This is a genomic window from Lentzea albida (genome assembly GCF_900111005.1).
In the GTDB taxonomy this organism is placed as follows: Bacteria; Actinomycetota; Actinomycetes; order Mycobacteriales; family Pseudonocardiaceae; genus Lentzea; species Lentzea albida.
Genome location: NZ_FOFV01000008.1, coordinates 300698 through 325279, shown reverse-complemented (window position 1 = coordinate 325279; position 24582 = coordinate 300698). Strand labels below are relative to the sequence as shown.

Here is a 24582-nt window from a genome sequence, read left to right as displayed (position 1 = left end):
TCCGAGAGCCGCGCTGCCCCCGCAGCCTCGGACCGCACGGGAAACCTGCGGACGGGGGACGTCAATCCCTGGGACGTTCCCCGGCCGCAGGCCACCCGGTTTGTTGGTTCGTCGGCCCGGTCTCCACCGCTGCGGGAGACCGGGCCGACGTGTCTCACGCGACCGGCAGCGACAGGTCGGCGTCCGCCGGAAATCCCGTTCCTGCAACGGATGCAGCCACCACACCCAAACGGCCGATCGCTTCGCGCAGCACATCGGGCGACTGCGTGTACGGCACTCGGAGCATCTGCTCACAGCCCCCGTGGACCGCGAAGCGAGGACCGGGGACGAGCCGCAGGCCGTGGTTCTGCGCCACCACCGCGATGCGCGTGCTCACCGGGCCGTCGAGGGCGCACCACACCCCGAGCCCTCCGGCCGGCACCGAGAAGCTCCACTGTGGACAGTGCTCGCGCAGCGCCGCCACCGCCACGTCCCGCTGTTCGAGGGCCTCCGCCCGCCGCTGCCGCAGCACGTTCTCCGGCGACTCCAGCAACGCGGCGAGCACGAGCTGCTCGAACACCGGCGTACCGAGGTCGATCGCCGCCCGCGTCGACAGCAGCCGGTGCACCACCTCCGCGGACGCCCTGATCCACCCGATCCGCAGGCCGCCCCAGTGCGACTTGCTCGCGGATCCGAGCGTCACCACCGAATCCCCGCCGAACGCGGCCATCGGCAAAGGCGCAGGTGAGTCGTCCAGCGCGAGCTCCACCAAGGTCTCGTCGACGACCAGCGGCGTACGCGCCCTGCGGAGCACGGCGGCGAGCGACTCCCGCGCCTCGGACGACATCCGCAGTCCGGTCGGGTTCTGGAAGTCCGGGATCAGGTAGGCCAACCGGGGCCCCGCCTGGCGCAACGCGGCCTCGAAGCCGTCGAGGTCCCAGCCGCCGGCGAGCATCGGTACGGGCACCGGGATGCCGAACGACGCCCGCACCGCCTCCAGCGCGTTGGGGTAGCTCGGCTGCTCCACCAGCACCCGGTCACCAGGCCCGACGAAGAGCCTCAGCACCAGCGCCCACGCGTGCTGCGCACCGGAGGTCACCACGATCTGGTCGGGTGACGTCGGCAGGCCGCGCGCCGTGTAGCGGTCCGCGATCCGCTGCCGCAGCACCGGAAGACCCCGTTCGTCGTACCCATGCGACGCGAGGTGCTCCGGCATCTGGCCCATCGCGACGTCCATGGCCAGCCGCACGGACGGCAACGCGGGCGGCGCGGCCCGGGACAGGTCGATCAGCGTGTCGTCCACTCCGGTGATGCCACCGCCGGAGCCCACCGGTCCGTTGATCCACGACCCGGCGCCGCGCCGCGACTCCACCACGCCCTCGGCGCGCAGCAGGTCCAGTGCCGCGGTGATGGTGGTGCGGCTCACGGGCAGCGCGTCCGTGAGCTCGCGCTCGGACGGCAACCGCGTCCCGACGGGCAGTCGTCCGTCCGCGACCAGCAGTTTCAGCGCCGCGACGAGATCAACGACGCACTGCCGGGGCCCGCCACGACGCCACTCGCCGAGCAACCGCGCGAGCCTGGGGCCAGATATACGTCCACCTGGTGGGAGCATGAGGCCAATTATGACGAATTGGCTATGGATTACCAGGCCAATCGGAGCGCAACATGGCCACATGGCCTCCATGACCGCACTCCACCAGGTCTCCGTCCGGATCGCACCCGCCCGCCGCCTCCCGCAGCTCGCCGCAGGCCTGTGGCTCTACGGCGCGAGCATGGCGTTGCAGATCCGCGCGACGCTCGGCCTGAACCCGTGGGACGTGCTGCACGAGGGCCTCACGAAGCTCACCGGCCTGAGCTTCGGCCTGATCACCGCGATCGCCGGCGTCCTGGTGCTGCTGGCCTGGATCCCGCTGAGGCAGAAGCCGGGGATCGGCACGATCGCGAACGTCGTGGTCATCGCCGTCGCCGTCGACGTGACGCTCGCGATCCTGCCCGCGCCGCAGGGACTCGTGCCCAGGATCGTGTTCCTGGCCCTCGGCATCGTGCTCAACGCCGTCGCGTTCGCCGCGTACGTCGGCTCGCGGCTCGGACCGGGCCCGCGCGACGGCCTGGTGACCGGGTTCTGCCGCCGCACGGGCGTCTCGCTGCGCGTGACGAGGACCGTGCTCGAGCTGATCGTGCTCGGCACCGGCTGGCTGCTCGGTGGCACGGTCGGCATCGGCACGGTCCTCTACGCGCTCGGGATCGGTCCGCTCGCGCAGCTGTTCCTGCCCGCGCTCACGTGGCGCGAGCGCTCGCGGCCCGCTTGCGGATCTCCCCGTACGTGACGTCCCGCTCGTTCAGCACCTCGGCCACGATTCCCCTGCCCTGCAACAACGCCAGCAGGATGTGCTCCGCACCGAGGTAGTTGTGGCCGAGGTCGCGCGCCTCGCGCAACGAGTTCTCCAGTGCCTTCTTGAAGTCCGCCTCCAGCGGCATGCCGAACCACCGCCGGCGCGGGCCTGGCCGCAGCACGCCCTTGCCGAGCGACTGCTCGGCCGACTCGATCACCGCGTCGACGTCGATTCCCAAGCCGCGCAACGCATCCGCGTCGGCCTTGGTCAGCCCGCCCTTGCGCCGGTAGTCCCGGAACGCCGTCTCCAGCTCGTCGCGCGGCAGGTCGAACCCGGCCAGCACGGGCGCGTCGAGCAACGCCAGCATCAGGTGTTCCACGCCGACCTCGGCCGCGTGGACCTTCTCCGCCTCCCGCACGGCGGCCTTGACCGCCTCGCGGGCCTCCCTGGTGAACCGCTCCGCGATCATCATCGCCCCCCGTGCTTCTTGTGCACCGCTTGACGGGACACCCCTAGTTCCGCCGCGATGTCCTGCCACGACCAGCCCTTGGCCCGCGCACTGCGGACCTGGGCGGCCTCCAGGTGTTCCAGCAGTCGCCGCAACGCCCCGACGGCCCGCAACCCCACCTTCGGGTCGTGGTCCCCGGCCGCTGTGGCGAGATCCGTTGCTTCCGTCATGCTGTCAACTTACGTTGACAATCGGGATTCGTCAACCGAGGTTGACACGTACGGTGGGTCCGTGAAGATCGAGACCGCTGAGCAGGGGGCTCCGGGCCGAGTCACCGAGGACCGGATCAGGGTGCTGCCGAACGCCGTCGTCGTGCTGGACGGCGTGACCTCGCGAACCAGACCTCCGAACCGCAACGGCGGTTGGTACGCAACGGAACTGGCCGACGAACTGGCTCGGTCGATCAACGCCACCGACCCGCTGACCGACCTGCTGTCCCAGGCCATCACCACCCTCACCGAGGCGCACGGCCTGGTCCCCGGCGACTCCCCCTCGTCCACCGCGGCGATCGTGCGCTGGAACGACGAAACGATCGACGCCCTCGTCCTGTGCGACACCCCGGTCGTCGCGTTCGGACAGTCCACTCGGGTGCTCGAGGACACGAGGCTCGAGGACCTGCGGCCGGACCCGGACATCCTCCGGTGGAAGAACAAGCCCGGCGGCTACTGGGTCGCGGAGGCCGATCCCGCGGCGGGACAGCAGGCCCTGACCGCGTCCTGGCGGCGCGACGAGGTCACGAATGTGATCGCTCTCACGGACGGTGTCTCGTGCGGGGTCTCCGAGTACGGGCTCTTCGCGTGGGAAGACCTGTTCCGAATGCCGCTGGGTGAAGTCCTCGACCGAATCCGGGAAGCGGAGCGCGGTGATTCGGAACACGAGCGCTGGCCGCGCTACAAAACGCACGACGACCAGGCGATCGCGCGAATCAGCTTCACCGCATAACGAAAGAAGCCCCGCAGCGAGTGCTGCGGGGCTTCTTTCCAAGAAGGATGGCCAGGGGCGGGGTCGAACCGCCGACCTACCGCTTTTCAGGCGGTCGCTCGTACCAACTGAGCTACCTGGCCATGAGAGAGAAAAGCGACCCAGACGGGACTCGAACCCGCGACCTTCGCCGTGACAGGGCGACGCGCTAACCAACTGCGCCACTGGGCCTTGCTTGTTGCTGGTCTTACCGTACTGCACGAACTGTACTGCATGTTACTGCGTGCCCCCAACGGGATTCGAACCCGCGCGACCGCCTTGAAAGGGCGGGATCCTAGGCCGCTAGATGATGGGGACTAGCTGGTCTCTGGAAGCATCGTAAGCATATGCCATAGGTCCGCGCACCTCCAAAACGGGGGTCCTACTTATGCGCTGACCTGCTCAAACCCGCTTCAGGGCCGGATCGGCCAGATCAACAAATGCCTGTTCAGGGCACTTCGGGCCGTTCACGGGCCTTCAGACCCGGTTTGTGATCCAGACAACTTCCACTCCGGAGCCGCGACGCAGGGCAGCACGTGCGCCAGAACCTCGCGGATCCGTGCCGGGAAGTCGGTGCACGCCGTCGTCGCCGAGGAGATCAACCGGGAACCGAGGGCGGCACTGCACAACGTCCGCGCGACGGCTTCGGGATCGGCGCCGGCGCGCAGGTGGCCGCGCTCGCCCGCCTCGGCCACGTAGGTGGCGACGAGCTTCTCCCACAGGACGTGCGAACTCGGCACTCCCGGATACCCGACCTCGCGGTCGGCGTTGAGCCGCACGCCCGCGCGCAGCACGACGTCGGCGGCGATCCGGTCGGCCGACTCGGTGAACATGCCGTGCAGGGTGCTCAACGGGTCGAGCCCGCGCAGCCGCCACGACTCCCTGAGCCGGGTCCACAGCTCGCTCTGCCGCTCGACCAGTGCGTCCGCCACCGCTTCCTTGGAGGGGAAGTGGAAGTAAAAGGCGCCCTTGGTGAGTCCGGCGCGCGCGAGCACGGCGGTCAGCGACGTGCGCTCGTAGCCGAGCCGGTCGAACTTCTCCGCCGCGGCGTGGAGGATCGCCTCGCGTGTCGCGTACGCCCGGTCCTGCTGGGGCATGGACCAAGGTTAGCCGTTGCCGCGAAAGAGACCCGTGGGTATGTTTCGGCCTGCGGCCCTGTTCTGCGGACGCGCTCCGGGGGGTGCGCGTCTGGAGTCAGGGCCGCTTCCGCTTCACCGCTGGACCGGAGGAGTGCCGCCGTCCTCGCCCGGTGACAGACCGAGCATGTCCAGCAGCATCCGGCAGTCCTCGGTTCCCAGGGCACTGCGCGCGACCGCGAGCCTCGCCCGGTGGACCTGGTCGTCGGAGATCCGCGAGGGCTCTCCGTTGCGTTGGGCCGGCACGGTGGGCCCGCCCTGACGTGACATGCCGTCGTCCTGTGTGAACAGGAACTTCCGCACTTCCAGTGACCCGCTCATAGCACCCTCCCCGACTTGAGGTGTGGCGAGGCTAAGCGACCTGGGACAACGGCCGCAGCCCCCCGCAGAGTGATTCCACCGCCACCCAGCGTTACTTTCCGTACAGGTGCGGCGCGTGCCTCGTGGGAAACCGACCGGGGATGATGGATCCATGACCGACCCCACGCCGGAGCCTTCCCCCGAAGCAGAGGGCCAAAACGCCTCCCAGACACCTCCCGCCGTCGACCAGGAGGCGATCTTCAGGGCGATCAGCGGCATCGACCTGAACACCATCGAGGCCGACATCGAGTCCTCGTTCGGCGCCAGGCTGGCCGAGCTCGACAAGATGCTCGAAGGCCTCGACGACCTGGTCAACAAGATCGAGGGCGACCTCCAGAACCTGGACCAGCCCAAACCCGAGAGTCCTGAGTAGATCGCGTACCCCAGGGGGGTATAGACTCGGAGCCCCGTACAGAGAAAGGGCTCTCATGTCCGTCACTGCCACCTACACCGTCACCGGCATGACCTGCGGCCACTGCGTCAGCTCCGTCACCGAGGAGCTGACCGAGGTCGCCGGCGTCACCGCCGTCGACGTCGTCCTGGAGACCGGCGCGGTGACCGTCACCAGCGACCGCGAGCTCGGTCGCGACGAGGTCGTCGCCGCCGTGACCGAGGCGGGGTACAAGGTCGCCTGATGACCACGACCGAGCCTCGTCACGTCGAGCTCAGCATCAGCGGCATGACGTGCGCTTCGTGTGCGAACCGCGTCGAACGCAAGCTGAACAAGCTCGACGGCGTCTCCGCCACCGTGAACTACGCGACCGAGAGGGCCAGCGTTCAGTTCCCGGACAACCTGCAGGTGGGCGACCTCGTGTCGACCGTGCGGGCGGCGGGCTACGACGCGGAGGAGCCCCGGCCGGAGGCTCCCGAGGACGACGAGGCCGACGAGCTGGGCCTGAGGGTGGTGCTGGCCGCCGCGCTCGGCGTGCCGGTGATCGTATTCTCGATGGTCCCGGCCTGGCAGTTCCCCACGTGGCAGTGGGTGTCCATGGTGCTGGCGAGCATGGTCGTGCTGGTGTGCGGATGGCCGTTCCACCGCGCCGCGTTCGTGAACGCACGGCACGGCACCACCACCATGGACACCCTCGTGTCGATGGGCGTCTTGGTCTCGTACGTGTGGTCGCTTTACGCGTTGTTCTTCGGCGAGGCCGGCGTCATCGGCATGCGCCACGAGTTCAGCCTGATGCCGCGTCCCACCACCTCCGGCGAAATCTACCTCGAGGTCGCGGTCGGCGTGACCGTGTTCGTGCTGCTCGGCCGCTGGCTGGAGGCCCGGTCGAAGCGCAGTGCGGGCGTGGCCCTGCGGGCGTTGCTCGCGCTCGGCGCCAAGGACGTGGCGGTGCTGCGCGACGGCGTCGAGACCCGCGTGCCCGTCGGCCAGCTGAGGGTCGGTTCGCGGTTCGTGGTCCGTCCGGGTGAGCGCATCGCCACGGACGGCCTAGTGGTCGAGGGCAGTTCGGCCGTGGACCGCTCGATGGTCACCGGAGAATCGGTGCCGGTCGAGGTCGGCGAGGGCGATCCGGTCGTCGGCGGCACGGTCAACGCGGGCGGGAGGCTCGTCGTCGAGGCGTCGTCGGTCGGCGCGGACACGCAACTCGCGCGGATGGCCCGGCTCGTCGAGCAGGCCCAGGCGGGCAAGGCGGAGGTGCAGCGCCTCGCGGATCGGGTGTCGTCCGTCTTCGTCCCGGTCGTCGTGCTGATCGCGCTGGCGTCGTTCGGCGCCTGGCTGCTCGCCGGACGCCCGCTGGAGTTCGCGGTGACGACGGCCGTGGCCGTGCTCGTGATCGCCTGCCCGTGTGCCCTGGGACTCGCCACCCCCACGGCGTTGCTCGTGGGCACCGGCCGCGGCGCGCAGCTCGGCATCCTGGTGAAGGGCCCCGAGGTGCTCGAGTCGACGCGGCGGGTCGACACCGTCGTGCTGGACAAGACCGGCACCGTCACTTCAGGACGGCTGACCGTGGTCGACGTCGTGCCCGTCGCCGGCGTGTCCCGCGACGAGGTGCTGCGGTTCGCGGCGGCCGTGGAGAACGCGTCCGAACATCCCATCGGCGCGGCCATCGTGCGCGCCGCGGACGACGTGCCGCCTGTCGCGGACTTCGCCTCCACCGACGGCGTGGGCGTCAGCGGCCTGGTCGAAGACCGGCGCGTCGCGGTCGGCCGCGTGCGCAACGCAGAGCTTCCCGAGGAACTTCGTGCGGGTACGGCCGCCCACACAACTCGGACTGTTGTCGCGGTTTCCTTTGATGACAAGGTTGTCGGAATCGTTGCCGTGTCGGACGTCGTCAAACCCACGTCCGCACAAGCGATCCGAGAACTCAAGGAACTCGGCCTCCGCCCGGTCCTGCTGACCGGCGACAACGCCGCGGTGGCCGCCGCCGTGGCGGACGAGGTCGGCATCTCCGAGGTCATCGCCGACGTCATGCCCGCCGGGAAAGTCGCCGCGATCCGGAATCTCCAGGCACAGGGCCGAGTTGTCGCCATGGTCGGCGACGGCGTGAACGACGCGCCGGCCCTCGCCACCGCAGATCTGGGGCTGGCCATGGGAACCGGCACCGACGTGGCCATCGAGGCGAGCGACCTCACCCTCGTCCGCGGCGACCTGCGCGTCGCGGCGGACGCCATTCGGTTGTCCCGCAAGACGTTGGGCACGATCAAGGGGAACCTCTTCTGGGCGTTCGCCTACAACGTCGCTGGACTCCCGCTCGCGGCGCTCGGGTTGCTCAACCCCATGATCGCGGGGGCCGCGATGGCCTTCAGCAGCGTGTTCGTTGTTACCAACAGCTTGCGACTACGGGGTTTCCGTCCATCGGCAGCATAAGAATCTCGTGGCGAACACTCCCCAACGAGCGCGTGCGCGTGCAACAATCCAAAAGCTGACACACCCCCGGTCAGCGCCTGTGGAGATCCCCTCCGGCCCCCGCGTTCCTCCCCCTGGCGCGGGGGCCTCCTCCGCTCTCCCGACGCCTGCTCGGGCTTCGCCCTTCGCCGTCGTCGGGAGTTCGGAGCGTCTTCTGGGGGGCCGAGCCCCCCAGACCCCCAGCCGGGGGCACGCCCCCGGACCCCCATCGGTTCTGCGGTCTGCGCGGGTGTCCCGGCTCGCCTTCGGTGTTGCCTCGCCTTCGGCGTTGGCGTTGGCCGGCCTCAACAGGCTCACGTCGCCACCATCACGCCGCTCTCACGACGCCTCGCCGCTGTTGGCGTCTCCGCTCTCGCCGCGCTCACCCACGCCGTTCCCACTGGCGCGCCCCGACCCCGTCCCCCACTCTCGCCGCCTCCACCCTTGCCATCGCGCCGTCACCTCGCCTTACCCACTCATGCGACACCCCGACGTCCCACCCACGCGCCCCTGCCGTGTGCGGTGTGTTCCCCGCGGCGCCCGAGATCCACTGTGAGTAGCAGGCATTTACACCTTGGGGTGACCCGGGTCACAGGGGTTTGGGTTCTGTGACCTAGCCGTTATCGTGTTCCGGTGCCTATCGGATCCCTCGGACGCTCCAAGTCCGGCCGTCATCGTCCCGCGGACGAACCGCAGGTCGAAGCGACGTCGCCCGACGAGGAGCTGACCTCGTACCTGGCTGCCCTGGCCCCGGACTCGGACAACGAGACCACCGCGTCGGGTTTCGGCAGCTCGCAGGTGTACCAGCTGAGGCTGCAGCTCATGGCCAACGAGCAGCTCAAGGAGCTCGCCGCCGAGCGCCAGACCTCGCCGCAGGCTCTCGCCACGGAGTGGGTCATGCAGCGCCTGGAGTGGGAAGCGCGGCAGCGCGGCCACTAGATCCAGCGAACGAAGAAGGACCCTCGACCGAGCCCGGTCGAGGGTCCTTCTCACGTACGGCTCAATTGCGGCTTTGCAACAGACTTTCAGACCGCGCGGACGTTCTGGGCCTGCGGACCCTTGGTGCCCTGGCCGACCTCGAACTCCACGCGCTGGTTCTCCTCCAGGGTGCGGAAGCCCTGACCCTGGATCTCCGAGTAGTGGACGAAGACGTCAGCGCCGCCGTTGTCCTGGGCGATGAAGCCGAAGCCCTTTTCGGAGTTGAACCACTTGACAGTGCCCTGTGCCATGAACCTGCCTCCATCGCAGGAAAGCTTGGGGCTGCACCGTGCAACCCCGGCCGTCCCGGGGGCGTTCGGCAAACTCGCTTAGAGCGCACCGCACGCCCGCGTGTCGTTCCGCGAGCGTGTGAAGCACGAACACAGAAACCACGGCCTGCGCGGGTCAGCCTAACGTGTGATTGGTCATAGCACTACAGGTCATCACCGGCCAGTTGGGTGCCTCAATAGGGGGAAACCCGCTGGTCCGGGTGGGTGATCGCAAAGTGCCGAGCAACGTGCTCACGCCCCACGCGTCTTCATGAGCAACAGACGAGGGGATCATGGGGGAGCACGTGTTCAGGCCACTGGTTTTGGCTCTGCTGCTGGGTTTGACCGCCTGCAGCGCCGCACCCGACGCACCGCCGTCGTCCTCTGCTCCGGTCGTGGAGCAGAAGGCGAAGGCCGCACTGACGGTGACGCCCGCATCGGGTGAGGAGATCAGCCCGGCGGGTCCGTTCGAGGTCGGCGTGACCGGCGGATCTCTGATGGCCGTCGCCCTGACGGGTGCCGACGGTCGGGTGGTGAAGGGGGAGCTCACCGCCGGCCGGTGGATCGCCACCGAGAACCTGGGTTACAACAAGGCCTACACGTGGTCGGGCACGGCCAAGGGCGAGGACGGCGCCGAGGTGCCGGTCACCGGTTCGTTCCGCACGGTCAAGCCGCAGCGGCTCGTGAACGCCTCCCTCAACGTCGGCGACCACCAGACCTACGGCATCGCGATGCCGATCCGGGTCAAGTTCTCCGCACCCGTGCAGGACAAGGCATCGGCGCAGAAAGCCATGACCGTCACGACCTCCGTGCCGACCGAGGGCTCGTGGGCGTGGCTGTCCGACACCGAGGCGCACTGGCGGCCGCGTGAGTACTGGAAGCCCGGTACCGAGGTCACGGTCGACGCGGGCGTCTACGGCGTGCCGCTGGGGGGCGGCGCGTTCGGCGCGGACGACGTGCACGTGCAGTTCAAGATCGCCGACAGGGCGTTGGTGGCCAAGGCGAACACGCAGACCAAGCGGTTCGAGATCTACCGCGACGGCGTGCTGCTGCACGACCTGCCTGCGTCGTACGGCCTGGAGAGCGACCCCGGCCGCGTCACCCGGTCCGGCATCCACGTGGTGCAGCAGAAGGAAGCCTCACGGAGGATGAAGAGCACCACGTACAACTACGACGTGCCGGTCACCTGGGCGGTGCTGATCTCGCAGAACGGCGAGTTCGTGCACGAGAACAACGGCACGATCCCCCAGCAGGGCAAGGAGAACGTGTCGCACGGGTGCGCGAACCTGTCCGGCCCCAACGCCAGGATCTTCTTCGACCTGACGATGGTCGGTGACCCGGTCGAGGTCGTGGGTTCCTCGGTGCAGCTCGGCCAGGCCGACCCGAACGGGCCGGCTCCCGGCGACTACTGGCAGTGGACCGTGGACTGGGCGGACTGGACCGCCAAGTCCGCCGCCACGAACTAGCGGTGTGGCGCAGAACGTTGCCGGGGGAATTCGCGGTCAGACGGATGCATCGTGGTGCCGCCCCCACGTCCTCGTACTGGTGGTACGGGGGCGTGGGGGCGGTGCCGCGAGGCACCCTGCTGAGCGTGGATCACCTCGCCAACGTTCTGCGACGCGCCGCTAGCTCTTCTCGGTGATCTGGGGTGGCTGCGGGATCTCGTAACCCGACGGACCGACGTTGCGTTCGAGGGCCCGCTTCCACTCACCGCTCGAAATCATCTTCTCGATGGCCTCGTTGACGGCGTCACGCGACTCGGCGTCGCCCTTCGGCACTCCGATGCCGTAGCGCTCCTTGGAGAACGTCTTGCCGACGAGCTTGAGCAGCTCGGGGTTCTCCGCGGCGAACCCGGCGAGGATGACCTCGTCGGTCGTGACGGCGTCGACGTTGCCCGCCATGAGAGCGATCACGCAGTCGGAGTACTGGCCGTACTCCTCGAGCGTCACGCCCTTCGAGTAGTCCGCCTTCACCTTCTGCGCGGAGGTGGAGCCCTTGACCGAGCACAGCGTGCGGCCGTTCAGCGACTCCGGTCCCTGGATGGCGTTCTCGGTGAAGCGCACCAGGATGCCCTGGCCCGTCTCGAAGTACGGGCCGGCGAAGGCCACCTTCTCCTTGCGGGCGTCGGTGATCGAGTACGAGGCGATGATCAGGTCCGCCTCGCCGTTCTCCAGCATCGACTCGCGGGCGGCGCCGCGCGCCTCCTTGAAGGTGATGCCGCTTTCCTTCACACCGAGCTCGTTCGCCACGTACCTGGCGACGTCCACGTCGAAGCCGACGTACCGGCCGTCGAGGCGGCGCTCGCTCAGGCCCGGCTGGTCGTAGCGGATGCCGATGGTCAGCTTCCCGGAGTCAGCACGTCCGATGACTGTGGTGGTGTCACCGCTCCCACAGGCGGTGGCCAACACCGCAACGGCAGTCAGGAGCGCGGCACGACGGATCACGACAGGCCTTCCAAGGGTGTTGTGGAGTCGTGCGCCATGCTACGGACCTGCGGCGATGATCAACTGTGACGTATGACAACTACGGCAGCCGCGCTCGACTGGGCGTCACATGCTTTCCGTGCCGTTCGATCGCGCGCTTCAGGTGGCCGGGAGGAGCCAGTCTCCTGATCTTGCCCGGCACCAAAAGCGCAGCTCGGCGCATCATTCGCAACCAGAGGTCCGCGTGCGCGTAAGGCGGGCGGCCGTGCAGCTCCAGGGCCCAATCGGGCAGCACGGAGTACGCCAGGTGGCCCACCAGCACGCGGTAGACCGGGAGCCCGTGGCGGACGAAACCTTGCACGGGTGGTCCGTGCAAGAAGGTGTAGATCACATCTGAATCGTGTGTTCGACGCAAAACAGGACGCATCCGCTCGAAGTAACCGAGGATCTCGCGCCGTGATCCCGGTACTTCATCCGGGTGCAATCCGACCAAACTCGCCGCGAAGCGCTGCTCTTCGTAGTAACGGTCCTTCTGGCGGTCGGACAGGCCGTACCCCGCCCGGTCGAGAACTGTTTCGAAGCAGTAAACCTCCGAGCAATGCACCCACAACAACAGTTCGGGTTCGTCGACGCGGAACGACCGCCCGTCCACGACGCCCCGCAGGCTGCGGTGGGTGGCGCGCACGCGTGCCGAGGCGGTGGCGATCTCCTCGTCGGTGCCGTAGACGCCCAGACCGACGAAATCGGCCGTGCGCTTGAGCCTGCCGAGCGGGTCGGCCTGGAAGTTGGAGTTCTGCACGACCCCCGCGACGGCCTGGGGGTGCAACGCCTGCAGGTAGAGGCTCGCGATCCCGGCGATCCACATCGTCGGGTCCGCGTGCATCTGCCAGCTGACGGAGTTCGGATCCGGCATGCGGACATCGTCCCGCGTCACCAGGATGAAGACCATGGAACTGGACCAGGCACGGGAAGTGCTCCGCAGCCAGCACCGCGCGGTGTTCTGCGCGCTCAAGTCGGACGGCACGCCGGCCATGTCGCCGGTGCTCGTCGCGTTGGACGACAACGGGGACGTGCTCGTCTCCACACGGGCGACGGCGTACAAGACGAAGCAGGTGCAGCGCGATCCGAACGTGTCGCTGTGCGTGCTGCCGGACAGCTTCTTCGGGCGCTGGATCCAGATCAACGGAACGGCGACGGTCGTGCCGCTGCCCGACGCGATGGACCTGCTGGTGAAGTACTACCGGACGATCTCCGGCGAGCACTCGGACTGGAACGACTACCGGGCCGCGATGCAACGCGAGCAGCGCGTGGTCCTGCGCATCGCCCTGACCGGCGCGGGACCCGATAAGACCGGCTGATGAGCATTCGGTAACACGGTTACCGGGCAGGACGATTCCACGGGGACGGCGGCTACCGGGCAGGCGGAACCTGGGGAGCGGAAGCGATGACTGGTGTCAGACGCCGCGGCTACTTCTCAGCCGCGGCCGCGGTGATGGGCGCTGCCCTCATCGCGGCGTTGCTGGCGGCACCCCCGGACAAGCCGGTCGACATCCGCCTGGTGGCACCGCCGCCCCCGTCACCCGAGGTCATCACCGCGACGGCCACGACCACGGTCTCCGCGATCGGCGCCCACCGGCCGCCACCGCCTCCTCCGCCCCCGCCGCCGGGGCAGGACCCGCCGCCCCGGCACCGGCCCGACCACCGGCCGCCGCCACCGGGACACTTACCTCCCGGGCAGTCCAAGCCCGATCTGCTGGACATGTTGCGCTGTGACTCGAGCCTCCTCGGCGAGGAGCTCGAGCGCTGCCTGCGGTTGCCGCTCGACGAGGCGTTGTGCGACCTCCTAAAGGAGTACGACCTGAAGCCCGCCGACCTGCGCGGGCCGGACGGCAGGCCTCTTCAGCTGAAGTGCGACAAGGGGATCAGGCCTTGAGCTCGCGCAACCTCGCCAGGTTCGTCTCCGCCAGCGAGCCGAGCAGCTGCGCCTCACCGAGGTAGTGGTCGTCGATCAACGCCTCGACCTCGGCGTCGTTCATCGCCGGCACGATCCGCGCCGCCATCCTGTTCATGTTGCGGTAGCTGCCCTGCAACAGGAACGGCTGCCCGGACGGATCCGCCGCGGACGCGATGTAGGCCTGGTTGACCTTCAGCACGACCTCCTGGACCCGTTGCAGCTTGCGGACCACCGACAGCATCCTCTCCAGCTCGACGGTCTCGTACTCGTGCCGGACGCTCTCGCCGTTCGCCAGGCGCACCAACGGTTCCACGTCGACACCGCCCAGCGTCGGGTTCGAGCCGGACGCGTTCTCCAGGTAGCTCAACGCGAACAGCGCGTCGCGACCGGACAGCACGTCACCGAGGTTCCACACGTCCGCGCGGTTCGCGAGCATGTCCGGCACGCGGAACGCACGACCGGTCTCGGTGTACGGGTTTCCGGCCATCGACACCGCGAAGCGCTTGCCGCGCAGGTCGAACGTGCGCGGCTCACCGTCCCAGACGCCGTCGATCCGGCGTTGGGCGTCGCACAGCGAGATGAACTTCTGCAGCAGCTCCGGTGAGGTGTGCTGGATGTCGTCGAGGTGCAGCAGGACGTTGCTGCCCAGGGCGAACGCGAAGTTGATGCGCTCGACCTCCTGGCGCGCGGTGGCGTTCGGCGCCTCCTCCGGGTCGAGCGAGGTGACGCCCGTACCCAGCGCAGGGCCGTTGACCTTGACGAACACCATGCCCAGTCGGTTCGCGACGTACTCGATCAGCGTCGTCTTGCCGTAGCCGGGCGGGGAGATCAGCATCAGCAGGCCGGTGCCGTCGTTCAGCTGCTTGCTGAGGTTGTCGCCGATCAACGGCAGGTAGACCTCGTTCAGCAACCTGTTGCGCACGAAGGTGTTCAGCACCGCGGGCTGGTACTCGTCGAGCCGGAGCCTGCGCCGTTCCTCCGCCAGCAGCTCGTCGCGACGGCGTTGGTAGGCGCGGAAAGCGGGCACCTGGTCGGTGTTGAACCTGCGCAACCTGGTGAGGGTCTCGTCCAGGCGCAGGTCCATCGACTGGTTGTGCACGCGCGGGTGCACGCCGAGCAGGCCGGTGACGGTCTCGGTCAGCGACGCGCTGGAGTCGTAGCGCGGCAGGTCGGTGACCAGGACCGCGACGACCTCGGGGAACTCCGGGCAGTCCTCGTCCTTCAAGAACGCCTTCAGCCACGCCTCGATCAGGTCGCGGTCGCGGTCGTAGAGCTCCTCGCTGACGACCGCGCGGAACCTGTCGATCACCGCGCGGGCGGCCTTGCTCGTGACGAACCCCCGGGGCTCGCAGGCCAGTTCCTCGAACAGGTACTCGGCGGCCAGGTCGCCGATGCCGAACTGGCTCGTCAGTTCCGGGATCCCGTGCGTGCCACCGAAGATCGTGCGGGCACGGGCCAGCGACTCGGCCTTGCGCGCCCACACCGCGCGTTGGTCTTCTCCTTGCCCTGCCCAGAAGAGCTGGGCCTCCGCCCTCGCCGCGGGCAGGTACCGGAGCAGTCCGGCGCCGGCGTGGAGTCGTTGCAGGACAGCGAGGATCTTCTCGGCGTCGTGGTCGTGGACGCCCTTCTCGTAGCCTTCGTCGTAGCGTTCCGCGGCGGCGTTCACGACGTCCGTGCGGCCCTCCGCCAGCAGGCACCCGGCAAGGTGCTCGGACCGGTAGACGTCCTGCGTCTCCGAGACGAGCAGCTGGTCCCAGAAACCCCTGGTGTCGGCGAACCCGGGATCGGTGACCTCACTGCGGTAGTCGGTGCCGGTGACCGCGTAGAACAGCCTGCCGTCGCGTGGAACCAGCGTGAGGTTCATCGGCTCGGTCGTCACCGGGAAGCGGTGGCGACCGAGCACGATCGACGCGCCGTCGTACAGATCGGCCCGGTCGCGCAGCGCCCGGCCTCCCTCTTGCCTGGCGTCGCGCAGACTCGCGTCGAGCTCGTCGGCCCTGACGTCGCCGAGCTCCCTGAGCTGCTCGGCGACCGCGCGGACCTTCGCGACCATCGGGTCGCCGGCGAAGTAGGTGTTGATCTCGTCGGTCGAGGTCAGCTTGGCGAGGCGGCGGCGGATCGTGCCGAGCACCCGTTCCGCCGACTGCACGAGCCGGTCGGACTTGCGCGCCCGTTCGTCGAGCAGGGTCTGCTTGCGGGCGGAGAACGCCTCGTAGACGTCCGTGCGCTTGGCACCGACCTGGGCCAGGAAGTCGTCGAACTCGCCGAAGCGCGACTCCAGGTTCTCCAGCTGCAGCAGGAGTCGTCCGAGCTGGTCGTCGCAGCGCTGCGGGGTGTCGGCGACCGAGAGCGCTCCCGTGATGGCCTGGCCGAGCAACGCGAACTCCGCGGCGAACTCGGCGCGGCCCTCGGCGTTCGCGAGCTGCGCCCTGCGACCGTCCACAGTGGCCCGCGCGCGGTTGACCGCGGCCAGCACCTCGCCGATGCTCGCGAGGATCTGCGTGCGGGTCGTGGTGTCGGCGGCGTCGAGCGTGCTGACTACCTCGGTCAGCACCTCCAGGCCGGTCTGCTGCTGCGCCAGCCGTTCGCGCAACGGCCCGGCCTCGGCCGCGGTCTTCAGCTCCGCGGCCGCGATCTGCTCGATCTCCTCGTGGTACCGGGCGAACGCGTTCTCACCGCTGAGGAACGCGACGGCCCGGCGTGCGGACGCGCCGAGCTCCTCGACCAGTTCGGCCTCTCGCCGGTCGATCTCCTCCAGATCGACGTACTTGAGGTCTTTGAGGGTGATCAGGCGGCCCTGGGCGGACCTGAGGTCGGCGAGCAGGCGGACCCACTCGTCTGCGCTTCGGGGAGCCGCCGACCTGGCCAGTCGGATGAGGCTGGCCAGCTTCTCCGCGGCCTCGTGCAGTTGCTGCGCGGCGTGCTCGGTGAGCGTGCGGACGGCCTCGAACTCGTCCAGCACCTGCTCGGCGGTGGCCCGGACGGCGAGGACGTCCTGCTTGAGCCCCAGCTCGTCGAGCCAGAAGACGCTGTCGACCACCCTGGTGCACAGGGCGATCAAGCCCTCGAACACCGGCGCGCTCGGGGTCGTCTCGGCGCTCATCCTGGTGATGGACAGGCAGTCCGAGATGCCGCGGACGAGCTCGGCGTTGCCGATGCGGGCGAGCGGGCCCGCCTGGTCCGGCAGGGTCTCGTCGGCCATGAACGGCGTGCGCCAGACCTGCATCGGGTGCACGCGCACCGGGTCGGAGCCGGTCGCGCGGAAGACCACCAGCGTGCCGTCGGCGAAGAGCGAGTAGCCGTGGCACGTGATCGGGGTGGCGACCTCCTTGCGGATCACGTTGTAGGGCAGCAGGAGGCTGCGACCCTCGCGGCGGGCGTGGTAGACGAACAGCACGTCCTCGCCGTTCGCGGACTTGACGACCCGTTCGAACTCCAGCTCGTCGGTGTCGACGTCGAACGTCTTGTCCGCGCCCGTGACGAGGTAGTAGCCGCCGGGGAAGATGATCCCCTGGTCCTCCGGCAGCCGCTGACACGCCTGGCCGATGCCGTCGAGCCTGGTGACGACCTTGGTGCGGGTGTTGAAGACCAGGTGCCGCCAGACCGTCTCCTTGTACGGCAGGATCTTGAGCAGGATCAGCGGGCCGACGCGGGCGTAGTGGATCTCGGCGTCCGCGAGGCTCTGCAACGGCTCGTCGACGGGCTCTTCGTAGACGCCCTCGCCGGACTCGGTGTTGTTCTCGACCTTGACGGTCAGCGTGCCGCCGACCGTCTCGACGAAGACCTCGCCGTCGATCGCGATGTGCGGGTGCCGGCCGAGCACGTGCTGCTCGCGGGTCGTCTCGACCCACCTGAAGTCGTGCGAGGGCGGGAAGACGTGGTCGCGGTCGCCCCGGTTGTCGACGTAGGTGACGGTGCCGTCGACCTTCACGTCCCAGCGCAGGACGTGGATGTCCTCGATCCGCACGCCGGTCTGGAACACCGCGAGCAGCCGCTGCTCGACGATGCGCAGCTGGAGCAGCCGCGTCTCGCGGTAGTAGCGGTACAGCTCGGCGAAGTCGTTGAGGAACCTGTGGTCCCGCAGGAACTCCGCCTCGACCGCGGCGAAGTCCCTGCCGTGCGCCGCGAAGACGTCGCCGACCTTGGTCTCGGGCTTGAGGCCCATGAAGACGTTGTAGCCGAACAGCATCACGTCGCCGAGCGCGACGATGTCGCGGGGCACGCAGTTGTTCTCGGTGCGGATGCGTTCGGTGGCGACGAGTTCGAGGGCCGTGCTGCCGAAGGTCTCGACGCGCTGGTCGTTCAGCGCCTCGGTGCTGCGGGCGAGCTCGGCGGCCTGCTCGGCCAGCCTCGCCCGCAGCACCTCGTAAGTGCCGGCGTCGAGAGCCGTCATGCGTTCTGGCCGTTGTTCTTGGCCATCTGGGTCAGCGCGATCGCCGCGGCGATGTTCTGCGCGTCACCGGTCGTGAACGAGCTGAGGATCTTGGTCAGGTCCTCCGGGAAGTTGTTCGTGCCGTCCATCCACCTGCTGCCCAGCGCCTGCACGACGTCGGAGTTGCCGACGAAGCTGTCGACCTGCTTGCCCGCCGTGATGGACGCGGCGATCTTGTCGAAGAACATCGTGTCGCCGCCGACGATGTCGATGTCGGCCTTCTCCAGGCCGGCCGCGAGGACCATGGCCTGGGCCTCGGCGACCTGGCGCTGCACGTCGATGCCCTTGAGGCGGATCTCCTTCTCGGCTTCGAGCCGCAGGCGGTACTCCTCGTGCTCGCGGGTCGCGGTGTCGAGCGCGGCCATGGCCTCGGCCTTGTGCGACAGGCCTTCCGCCTCGCCCTTGAGGCGTTCCTTGATGCCCTCGGCGTCGGCGAGCGCCTTCTCGCGGTCCACGACGGCCTCGGCGCGGCCCAGCGCCTCGGACGCGACGGCGTCCCGTTCCTTGACGAGCGCCTCGGCCAGGCCCTTCGCCGCGGCCTCGGCCTGCGTGCCCTCGGCGAGGCGGATCTTGGCGCGCGCGTCGAGGTCGGCGGCCTGCTGGCGCGACTCGGCGAGCACGACGGCCTCGCGGGCCTTGTGCTGCGCGGCCTGTTCCGCGGCCTCGGCGGCCTTGATGTCCTTGACGAGCGACTGCTGCGCCTCGGCCTCGGCCATGATCACGATCTGCTGGCGCTCGCGCTCGGCCTCCTCGACCGCGCGCAGGCGCTTGATGTTCTCCTCCTGCTCGGCCACCGTCTTCTCGACGGCGACGCGCTCGCGCACCAGGTCGGCGATCGCGCGGCGCTCGTGCTCGAGCTCCTTGTCCTTCTCGATCATGCGGAGCGAGGTCTCGCGCTCGCGGGCGATGACCTCCAGCAGGCGGTCCTTCTCGATGCGCTCGGTCTCGACGGCGATCACGCGCTCGCGGTTCTTCTCGGCGACGGCGATCTCGCGGGCCTTGTTCTCGGTCTGGATGCCGAGCTGCTCCTCGGTGCGGATGAACGCGGTGTTGGCCTTGAGGCGTTCCTCGGCCTGCACCTTCTGCGTCTCCGCCTCCTGCTGCGCGCGGGCGGTCTCGATCTCGCGCTTCTGCTTGATCTCCGCGTCGGCCTGGCGGCGTTCGAGCTCGAGGATCGCCTCACGCGCGCTGACGTTCTGGCGCGTGATCTCCTTCTCCTCGTTGCGGGTGAACTCGTTGGTTTTGACGTGCTCGATCGCGGTCAGCTCGGTGATCTTGCGGATGCCCTGCGCGTCCAGGATGTTCGCGGGGTCGAGCTGCTTGAGCGGCGTCTGCTCCAGGTAGTCGATGGCCGCGTCCTCGAGGCTGTAGCCGTTGAGGTCGGTGCCGATGACCTGCACGATCCGGTCGCGGAACTCGTCGCGGTGGGTGTAGAGGTCCACGAAGTCGAGCTGCTTGCCGACGGTCTTGAGCGCCTCGGAGAACTTGGCGTTGAACAGCTCCTGCAGCGTCTGCTCGTGGCTCGCGCGCTCGGTGCCGATCGCCTGCGCGACCTTGATGACGTCCTCGACGGTCTTGTTGACCCGCACGAAGAACGTGATGCGGATGTCGGCGCGGATGTTGTCCTTGCAGATCAGGCCCTCGTTGCCGGCCCTGCGGATCTCGATGGTCTTCACCGAGATGTCCATCGTCTCGCAGCGGTGTAGCACCGGGAGCACGACGGTGCCAGTGAAGGTCACGTCGACCTTGCGCATCTTCGAGACGATGAGCGCCTTGCCCTGCTCGCACTTCTTGAAAAGTCTGCTCAGCGTGATCAGTGCCAGGATCAGCACTACCGCGATCACGGCGATCAGCACGATCAACCCTGTGGAGATCGCACCCATGTTCAGCCCCCTGTGGTGATGTCCACGACCCAGAAGAACTCGCCGTCTGCGTCGTAGTCGAAGATCAACGCGGTCTGTCCCGCTCTGAGTTCGGTGCTCTGCGCCGCTCGCACCTGAACGACCGCCGTACCGCCGTCGTCGGCGGTCACCTCGGCCTGCCCGTACTGCTCGGTGACCCTGGCCGTCCGCACGATCGCGGTGCGGCCCACGAAGTCGTTGCGGGACGCCGGTTTCTCCGGTTTCGTCCACCTCTTGACCGGGATGAGAAGGATCCTGGTGACGAGCGCGCCCACGAGCAGGGCCCCGGCGAGGATCGCGTACCGGAGCTTGCCCTCGGGAGTGAGCACCGTGCCGACCAGTGCCGCGAACCACGTGATCACGACGAAGATCGAGATCGAGACCGGCATCACCGGGGCGTCGAAGTCCAGGCCCACCAGCGCCACGGTCAGCCAGTACGCCAGCACCAAGAGCAACAGGAAGCTGAACACCACTGTCGGAAACGCCAGCGCGGCAGCCAGGAACTCGGTCATCATCGCCCCCCTTCTCGTCATTCTGATGCGCCGACCGGCCGTTTCGTTGCACTTTCGGGAATGATCGATGGAAATCGATGGTTGGCGCGGTCATGGACATCGGGGTGCAGGGACTCAACGTCGGTGACGCGGCGAGGCCGGACGAGACGCGACGGCTCGCCCGACTGGCCGAATCGCTCGGCTACAGCTCGTGGTGGGCGTCCGATCACGTGGTGCTGCCGTCGCCGCGCGTGGACCCGTCACCGTCCGAACCGGACACGGTGTTCCTCGATCCGCTGACCCACCTGGGTTTCGTGGCGGCGGTCACGTCCACCCTCGAGCTGGCGACCGGGATCGTGGTCCTGCCGCAGCGCAACCCGGTGGTGCTCGCGAAGCAGGTCGCGTCGCTCGACCTGCTCAGCGGCGGACGGTTCACGCTCGGCGTCGGCGCGGGCTACCTCGAACCGGAGATGACCGCGGTCGGGGCGTCGTTCGCCGACCGGGGCGCCCGCACCGACGAGTACCTGGACGCGATGGACCAGCTCTGGCACGCGGACGCGCCGTCGTTCGCGGGCAGGTTCGTGTCGTTCTCCGGGGTCGACGCCCATCCCCGGCCGTCGAACGTGCGGGTGGTCGTCGGCGGGCACAGCCCCGCGGCGTTCCGTCGGGCCGTGACGCGTGCGCAGGGGTGGTTCGGCATCGGCACCCCCGACGAGATCCGCGGCCACCTCGCGCGTTTCCCCTCCCGCCCCGACGGGTTCCGGATCAGCGTGTCCGCGCAGGTCCCGCTGACGGCGCCGGTCGTGCGGGAGTACGAGGACCTCGGCGTCGACGAGCTGGTGATCTACCCGCCGCTGTTCGACGGCACGGTGGACGAGGTGCTGGAGAGGTACGCCGAGTTCACCGGCTAGCCTCGGACGTCGTGATCCCCGTAGTCGTGCTCGCCGGCTTCCTCGGTTCCGGCAAGACCACCCTGCTCAACCACCTGCTGCGCACGTCCGGCGGCACGCGGATCGGCGTCGTGGTGAACGACTTCGGGCGGATCAACATCGACGCGTTCGCCGTGTCCGCCCAGGTCGATTCGATGGTGTCGCTGTCGAACGGCTGCCTGTGCTGCGCGGTCGACGGCACCGAACTGGACGGGATGCTCTCGAAGCTGGCCTCGGCCGACCTGGACGTCATCGTGATCGAGGCGTCCGGTCTGGCCGAGCCTGCGGCGATGGTGCGGATGGTGCTGCAGGCGCCCGGGGTCTCGTACGGCGGGCTGATCTACGTGGTCGACGCGGTGGAGCTCGACGCCGTGCCGCACCTGGAACGCGATCTCGCGCTGGCCGACCTGGTGGTGCTGAACAAGGTCGACCGCGTTCCGTCGCCGCCGTCGTTGCCCTGCTCCGCGCCGGTCGTGCCGGTGACGTACGGGCAGATCGACCCGGCGTTGCTGTTCGAGGTGCGCCCGCCGGACCTGGGGCCGCGGCAGCTGTCGTTCGACGACCTGGACGACCACTCGACGCACGCGCACGCCTCGTACGACAGCGTGTCGTTCGAGTCCGCGGAGCCGTTGCACCCCAAGCTGTTCATGGACTTCCTCGCGGCGCGGCCCGAGGGGTTGTTCCGCGCCAAGGGTTTCGTGCGGTTCCCGCTCGGCACGTTCATGCTGCACACCGTCGGCGCCTACGTGTCCTTCGAACCCGTCGACGACGCCCCGACGCAGCTGGTGCTGATCGGGGCGGGCATCGATCCGGAGGCGCTGACGGACTGGCTGATGGCGTGCGAAGCGGACGGACCGGTCACCGAGCAGGACATGCTCTGGGTGCTCCGGTACGCCCGCTGATCTTCGCTACCTCTTGCAGAGCGCGGTGTCCATCACGTCGTACATCCGCTGGAACTTCCGCATCGGGTCGTCACCGAACGTCCCCGGCAGCGCGGTGATCGTCATCGCCGCGTACCTGCCGCCGTCGGTCGCACCGCCGAACGACGCCCAGCCGTGGATCGACCCGCCGTGCCCCCACCAGACCCCGCCGCAGCTCAGCTTGGTGCTCTCCAGGCCGAGCCCGTAGGCGCTCTTCTCGTCGATCGCGACGGTCCTGCGCATCTCGTCGAGCTGCGGCTTCGCGAGCAGGCCGCCGTTGAGGAGCGTCCTGAAGAACTTGGCCACGTCGCTGGGCGTGGACACCATCGCGCCGGACGCCCACGCCGCCGACGTCTCGATGTCGGTCGCGTCGACGACCTGCGACTTCGGGTCGAGCAGGTCGCTCAGCGCGAAGGCCTGCGCGTGGCGGCCGCGGATGCGCTGCTCGCCCTGGTTCGGCCAGTAGGTGTCCTTCAGACCGGCCTGCTTGACGACCTCGTCGATCGCCTCGCCGACCGGGCGTCCCGTCACCTTCTGGATCAGCAGGCCGGCGACGACGTAGTTCGTGTTGCTGTACTCGTACTTCTCGCCCGGCTGGAAGCTCGGCGCCTTGGCCAGCGCGACGTCCAGCAGGTCGTGCGGCGCGAAGTACCTGTTCCGGATGTCCGCGATCTTCGGCACCCCGACGTCGACCACGTAGTCCGGCAGGCCGCTGGTGTGCTGCAGGACCTGGCGCACGGTGATGCGGCCGTCCTTGATGTGCGGCACGTACCTGTTCGCGGGCCCGTCCAGCTCGACCTTGTTCTCCGCCACCAGCTTCAGCGTCGCGACGGCCACGAACGACTTGGTGATGCTGCCGATCCGCACCTGCCCGTTGACCGGTGCGTTGCCCCGCGCGAGGTTCTGGCCGTTGACGTGGGCCTCGACCCCGGGCGACTTCTCCTGGACGATCTGGTCGAGTTGCTGGGGCACGAGCAGGGTGAGCGCGGTCAGCGCCGCCACGGCGATCACTTGGCACCGCACAGGGCAGCGTCCACAGTGGCCAGAACAGCGTCGTGCGCCTTGCCGGCTTCCTCAGGCGTGTCCTGGAAAGTACCGGGCAGCGCCGTGACGGCGATCGTGAAGGCCCTGCCGGATTCCGTGACGCCACCCCGCGTCTCGAAGCCGTGGATGTCCCCGCCGTGGCCCCAGGAGACCCCACCGCAGGACAGCGGCGAGCTGGCGATCCCGAGCCCGTACCGAGCACCCGGCCACATCTCACCGGCGGTGTCGACGGTCTTCTGCATCTCCTGGACCTGCGCCTGCGGCACCAGCTCGCCCTTCAGCAGCGCGCGGTAGAAGGAGTTGAGGTCCTTGGTCGTCGAGATGATCTGGCCGGCGGCCCAGCCCCAGCTCGGGTCCATCTCGGTGACGTCCTCGATCCCGTTGCCGGTCTTCGAGTACCCCTTCGGGTGCTTGCCGCGGATCGTCTCGTCACCGACACCGGGCCAGTAGGTGTCCTTGAGCCCGGCCTTCTTGATCACCCGGTTCTCGACCACCTCCGCGACCGGCCGTCCGGTGACCTTCTGGACCAGCAGACCGAGCAGCACGTAGTTCGTGTTGCTGTACTTGAACTTCTCACCCGGCTCGTTCGTGACGGGGTTCGCGTTGCCGACGTCGAGCAGCTCGCGCGGCTCGAAGTAGCGGTGCCGCACCTCCTCGAACTTCTCGAGCCCCAGGTAGCCCGTGTAGTTGGCGAGGCCGCTGGTGTGGTTCAGCAGCTGGCGGACCGTGATCCGGTCGTCCTTCACCGCGCCGGGCAGGTAGTGGTTGATCGGCTTGTCGAGCTCGACCTTCTTCTCCGCCACCAGCTGCATGACCGCCACCGCGACGAACGCCTTGGTGTTGGAGCCGGCACGCACCTGCCCGTTCTTCGGCACCGGCGTCCGCTTCCCGAGCTCGGCCGTGCCCGACGTGTAGGCCGTGGCCCTGCCGTTGGTCTCGGTCGTCGTGCCGAGCGCCGCCGGGAACCCGTGCTCCTTCGTGAGCCCGTCGAGCTGCTTCTGCACGTTGCCCGCCGGCGCGGCCATGACCGTTCCCGCTCCGGTGAACAGCATGGCCGCCGCCAGCACGCCTACCAGCGTCTTCTTCATCCTGTGCCTCCCCTTGCCGTGGTGAGGACAGATTTCCGCTT

The 24582-nt window shown here is 68.7% G+C and carries 24 protein-coding genes and 3 tRNA genes; 11 read left to right on the top strand and 16 right to left on the bottom strand.

The annotated features are described in order from the left end of the window. Nucleotides 1-154: 154 nt before the first annotated feature. Nucleotides 155-1591: a MocR-like transcription factor YczR gene (yczR, locus tag BMY74_RS22145; protein ID WP_089918912.1), complete on the bottom strand. Its 1437-nt coding sequence runs from the start codon at nucleotides 1589-1591 to the stop codon at nucleotides 155-157. A 61-nt stretch (nucleotides 1592-1652) separates the two neighbouring features. On the opposite strand from yczR, the gene yczE reads away from it, so the two are divergent. Then, nucleotides 1653-2306: a membrane protein YczE gene (gene yczE / locus BMY74_RS22140; RefSeq protein WP_089918910.1), complete on the top strand. Its 654-nt coding sequence runs from the start codon at nucleotides 1653-1655 to the stop codon at nucleotides 2304-2306. Here the strand turns inward: yczE and BMY74_RS22135 are convergent. Together BMY74_RS22135 and BMY74_RS22130 are read right to left on the bottom strand one after the other, a co-directional pair. Beyond that, nucleotides 2257-2784 (bottom strand): Clp protease N-terminal domain-containing protein, encoded by a 528-nt coding sequence (locus BMY74_RS22135; protein ID WP_245786285.1) that lies wholly within the window; start codon nucleotides 2782-2784, stop codon nucleotides 2257-2259. The genes yczE and BMY74_RS22135 overlap by 50 nt on opposite strands. Beyond that, complete coding sequence (locus BMY74_RS22130) at nucleotides 2781-2990, bottom strand: helix-turn-helix domain-containing protein (protein ID WP_089918904.1); 210 nt, start codon at nucleotides 2988-2990, stop codon at nucleotides 2781-2783. Before BMY74_RS22130 ends, BMY74_RS22135 begins: the two co-directional genes overlap by 4 nt. Before the next feature lie 61 nt (nucleotides 2991-3051). Here BMY74_RS22130 and BMY74_RS22125 point away from each other — a divergent pair, with 61 nt between their 5' ends. After that, entirely contained in the window at nucleotides 3052-3762 is a 711-nt protein-coding gene (locus tag BMY74_RS22125; RefSeq protein WP_089918902.1) for a protein phosphatase 2C domain-containing protein, read from the top strand. 48 nt (nucleotides 3763-3810) lie between these two features. Here the strand turns inward: BMY74_RS22125 and BMY74_RS22120 are convergent. The 5 genes from BMY74_RS22120 to BMY74_RS22100 all read right to left on the bottom strand — a co-directional run bounded on the left by BMY74_RS22120 (nucleotide 3811) and on the right by BMY74_RS22100 (nucleotide 5237). Then, nucleotides 3811-3884: transfer RNA gene (locus BMY74_RS22120), tRNA-Phe, on the bottom strand. Between the two features lie 14 nt (nucleotides 3885-3898). Then, nucleotides 3899-3972, bottom strand: a tRNA-Asp gene (locus BMY74_RS22115). Between the two features lie 53 nt (nucleotides 3973-4025). After that, nucleotides 4026-4098, bottom strand: a tRNA-Glu gene (locus BMY74_RS22110). 149 nt (nucleotides 4099-4247) lie between these two features. Further along, nucleotides 4248-4877, bottom strand: a complete 630-nt coding sequence (locus BMY74_RS22105) for a ScbR family autoregulator-binding transcription factor (RefSeq protein ID WP_089918900.1) — start codon at nucleotides 4875-4877, stop codon at nucleotides 4248-4250. 114 nt (nucleotides 4878-4991) lie between these two features. Then, a complete protein-coding gene (locus BMY74_RS22100; RefSeq protein WP_089918898.1) occupies nucleotides 4992-5237 on the bottom strand; it encodes a hypothetical protein in 246 nt (81 codons plus the stop codon). Between the two features lie 151 nt (nucleotides 5238-5388). On the opposite strand from BMY74_RS22100, the gene BMY74_RS22095 reads away from it, so the two are divergent. The 4 genes from BMY74_RS22095 to BMY74_RS22080 all read left to right on the top strand — a co-directional run bounded on the left by BMY74_RS22095 (nucleotide 5389) and on the right by BMY74_RS22080 (nucleotide 9051). After that, nucleotides 5389-5649, top strand: coding sequence for a hypothetical protein (locus BMY74_RS22095; RefSeq protein ID WP_089918896.1), 261 nt, complete (start codon nucleotides 5389-5391; stop codon nucleotides 5647-5649). A gap of 55 nt (nucleotides 5650-5704) precedes the next feature. Beyond that, on the top strand, nucleotides 5705-5911 hold the full coding sequence (locus BMY74_RS22090; RefSeq protein ID WP_089918894.1) for a heavy-metal-associated domain-containing protein: 207 nt from the start codon (nucleotides 5705-5707) through the stop codon (nucleotides 5909-5911). Then, nucleotides 5911-8094 carry a heavy metal translocating P-type ATPase gene (locus BMY74_RS22085; protein ID WP_089918891.1) on the top strand — a complete coding sequence of 728 codons (2184 nt, stop codon included), beginning with the start codon at nucleotides 5911-5913 and terminating at the stop codon, nucleotides 8092-8094. The genes BMY74_RS22090 and BMY74_RS22085 overlap by 1 nt, the downstream gene beginning before the upstream one ends. Before the next feature lie 651 nt (nucleotides 8095-8745). Then, complete coding sequence (locus BMY74_RS22080) at nucleotides 8746-9051, top strand: hypothetical protein (protein WP_089918890.1); 306 nt, start codon at nucleotides 8746-8748, stop codon at nucleotides 9049-9051. An 86-nt stretch (nucleotides 9052-9137) separates the two neighbouring features. Here BMY74_RS22080 and BMY74_RS22075 read toward each other — a convergent pair whose 3' ends face one another. Next, nucleotides 9138-9341, bottom strand: a complete 204-nt coding sequence (locus BMY74_RS22075; protein ID WP_030477903.1) for a cold-shock protein — start codon at nucleotides 9339-9341, stop codon at nucleotides 9138-9140. A 311-nt stretch (nucleotides 9342-9652) separates the two neighbouring features. Between BMY74_RS22075 and BMY74_RS22070 the strand changes: the two genes are divergently transcribed. Continuing rightward, nucleotides 9653-10825, top strand: coding sequence for a L,D-transpeptidase (locus tag BMY74_RS22070; RefSeq protein WP_089918888.1), 1173 nt, complete (start codon nucleotides 9653-9655; stop codon nucleotides 10823-10825). 159 nt (nucleotides 10826-10984) lie between these two features. On the opposite strand, the gene BMY74_RS22065 is transcribed toward BMY74_RS22070, so the two are convergent. Together BMY74_RS22065 and BMY74_RS22060 are read right to left on the bottom strand one after the other, a co-directional pair. Further along, nucleotides 10985-11800, bottom strand: a complete 816-nt coding sequence (locus BMY74_RS22065; protein ID WP_089919144.1) for a glutamate ABC transporter substrate-binding protein — start codon at nucleotides 11798-11800, stop codon at nucleotides 10985-10987. A gap of 82 nt (nucleotides 11801-11882) precedes the next feature. Further along, nucleotides 11883-12731, bottom strand: a complete 849-nt coding sequence (locus BMY74_RS22060) for an oxygenase MpaB family protein (protein ID WP_245786284.1) — start codon at nucleotides 12729-12731, stop codon at nucleotides 11883-11885. Between BMY74_RS22060 and BMY74_RS22055 the strand changes: the two genes are divergently transcribed. Together BMY74_RS22055 and BMY74_RS45155 are read left to right on the top strand one after the other, a co-directional pair. Then, entirely contained in the window at nucleotides 12730-13140 is a 411-nt protein-coding gene (locus tag BMY74_RS22055; protein WP_089918886.1) for a PPOX class F420-dependent oxidoreductase, read from the top strand. The two genes, BMY74_RS22060 and BMY74_RS22055, sit on opposite strands and share 2 nt — an antisense overlap. Before the next feature lie 86 nt (nucleotides 13141-13226). After that, nucleotides 13227-13715 carry a hypothetical protein gene (locus BMY74_RS45155; RefSeq protein ID WP_177229860.1) on the top strand — a complete coding sequence of 163 codons (489 nt, stop codon included), beginning with the start codon at nucleotides 13227-13229 and terminating at the stop codon, nucleotides 13713-13715. Here BMY74_RS45155 and BMY74_RS22050 read toward each other — a convergent pair. The 3 genes from BMY74_RS22050 to BMY74_RS22040 are packed head-to-tail and all read right to left on the bottom strand — an operon-like array spanning nucleotide 13705 to nucleotide 20581. Further along, on the bottom strand, nucleotides 13705-18129 hold the full coding sequence (locus BMY74_RS22050) for a DNA repair ATPase (RefSeq protein ID WP_089918884.1): 4425 nt from the start codon (nucleotides 18127-18129) through the stop codon (nucleotides 13705-13707). The genes BMY74_RS45155 and BMY74_RS22050 overlap by 11 nt on opposite strands. Next, entirely contained in the window at nucleotides 18126-20051 is a 1926-nt protein-coding gene (locus BMY74_RS22045) for a flotillin family protein (RefSeq protein ID WP_245786283.1), read from the bottom strand. The genes BMY74_RS22050 and BMY74_RS22045 overlap by 4 nt, the downstream gene beginning before the upstream one ends. Nucleotides 20052-20053: 2 nt before the next feature. Further along, nucleotides 20054-20581, bottom strand: a complete 528-nt coding sequence (locus BMY74_RS22040) for a hypothetical protein (RefSeq protein WP_089919141.1) — start codon at nucleotides 20579-20581, stop codon at nucleotides 20054-20056. A gap of 92 nt (nucleotides 20582-20673) precedes the next feature. Here BMY74_RS22040 and BMY74_RS22035 point away from each other — a divergent pair, with 92 nt between their 5' ends. Both BMY74_RS22035 and BMY74_RS22030 read left to right on the top strand, forming a co-directional pair. Continuing rightward, entirely contained in the window at nucleotides 20674-21471 is a 798-nt protein-coding gene (locus BMY74_RS22035; protein ID WP_089918882.1) for an LLM class F420-dependent oxidoreductase, read from the top strand. Between the two features lie 11 nt (nucleotides 21472-21482). Next, on the top strand, nucleotides 21483-22391 hold the full coding sequence (locus tag BMY74_RS22030; RefSeq protein ID WP_089918880.1) for a CobW family GTP-binding protein: 909 nt from the start codon (nucleotides 21483-21485) through the stop codon (nucleotides 22389-22391). A gap of 6 nt (nucleotides 22392-22397) precedes the next feature. Here the strand turns inward: BMY74_RS22030 and BMY74_RS22025 are convergent, their stop codons facing one another. Both BMY74_RS22025 and BMY74_RS22020 read right to left on the bottom strand, forming a co-directional pair. Beyond that, nucleotides 22398-23420 carry a serine hydrolase domain-containing protein gene (locus BMY74_RS22025; protein WP_177229859.1) on the bottom strand — a complete coding sequence of 341 codons (1023 nt, stop codon included), beginning with the start codon at nucleotides 23418-23420 and terminating at the stop codon, nucleotides 22398-22400. Next, nucleotides 23417-24541 carry a serine hydrolase domain-containing protein gene (locus BMY74_RS22020; protein ID WP_089918877.1) on the bottom strand — a complete coding sequence of 375 codons (1125 nt, stop codon included), beginning with the start codon at nucleotides 24539-24541 and terminating at the stop codon, nucleotides 23417-23419. Before BMY74_RS22020 ends, BMY74_RS22025 begins: the two co-directional genes overlap by 4 nt. Nucleotides 24542-24582: the final 41 nt, after the last annotated feature.

Bases quoted from the DNA above. Each gene is read 5' to 3' on its own strand.
- BMY74_RS22040 (WP_089919141.1), bottom strand. From the start codon at position 20,581: ATGACCGAGTTCCTGGCTGCCGCGCTGGCGTTTCCGACAGTGGTGTTC.
- BMY74_RS22130 (WP_089918904.1), bottom strand. From the start codon at position 2,990: ATGACGGAAGCAACGGATCTCGCCACAGCGGCCGGGGACCACGACCCG.
- BMY74_RS22075 (WP_030477903.1), bottom strand. From the start codon at position 9,341: ATGGCACAGGGCACTGTCAAGTGGTTCAACTCCGAAAAGGGCTTCGGC.
- BMY74_RS22035 (WP_089918882.1), top strand. From the start codon at position 20,674: ATGGACATCGGGGTGCAGGGACTCAACGTCGGTGACGCGGCGAGGCCG.
- BMY74_RS22085 (WP_089918891.1), top strand. From the start codon at position 5,911: ATGACCACGACCGAGCCTCGTCACGTCGAGCTCAGCATCAGCGGCATG.
- BMY74_RS22100 (WP_089918898.1), bottom strand. From the start codon at position 5,237: ATGAGCGGGTCACTGGAAGTGCGGAAGTTCCTGTTCACACAGGACGAC.
- BMY74_RS22020 (WP_089918877.1), bottom strand. From the start codon at position 24,541: ATGAAGAAGACGCTGGTAGGCGTGCTGGCGGCGGCCATGCTGTTCACC.
- BMY74_RS22095 (WP_089918896.1), top strand. From the start codon at position 5,389: ATGACCGACCCCACGCCGGAGCCTTCCCCCGAAGCAGAGGGCCAAAAC.
- BMY74_RS22055 (WP_089918886.1), top strand. From the start codon at position 12,730: ATGGAACTGGACCAGGCACGGGAAGTGCTCCGCAGCCAGCACCGCGCG.
- BMY74_RS22045 (WP_245786283.1), bottom strand. From the start codon at position 20,051: ATGGGTGCGATCTCCACAGGGTTGATCGTGCTGATCGCCGTGATCGCG.
- yczR (WP_089918912.1), bottom strand. From the start codon at position 1,591: ATGCTCCCACCAGGTGGACGTATATCTGGCCCCAGGCTCGCGCGGTTG.
- BMY74_RS22050 (WP_089918884.1), bottom strand. From the start codon at position 18,129: ATGACGGCTCTCGACGCCGGCACTTACGAGGTGCTGCGGGCGAGGCTG.
- BMY74_RS22090 (WP_089918894.1), top strand. From the start codon at position 5,705: ATGTCCGTCACTGCCACCTACACCGTCACCGGCATGACCTGCGGCCAC.
- BMY74_RS22070 (WP_089918888.1), top strand. From the start codon at position 9,653: ATGGGGGAGCACGTGTTCAGGCCACTGGTTTTGGCTCTGCTGCTGGGT.
- BMY74_RS22135 (WP_245786285.1), bottom strand. From the start codon at position 2,784: ATGATGATCGCGGAGCGGTTCACCAGGGAGGCCCGCGAGGCGGTCAAG.
- BMY74_RS22060 (WP_245786284.1), bottom strand. From the start codon at position 12,731: ATGGTCTTCATCCTGGTGACGCGGGACGATGTCCGCATGCCGGATCCG.
- BMY74_RS22105 (WP_089918900.1), bottom strand. From the start codon at position 4,877: ATGCCCCAGCAGGACCGGGCGTACGCGACACGCGAGGCGATCCTCCAC.
- yczE (WP_089918910.1), top strand. From the start codon at position 1,653: ATGGCCTCCATGACCGCACTCCACCAGGTCTCCGTCCGGATCGCACCC.
- BMY74_RS45155 (WP_177229860.1), top strand. From the start codon at position 13,227: ATGACTGGTGTCAGACGCCGCGGCTACTTCTCAGCCGCGGCCGCGGTG.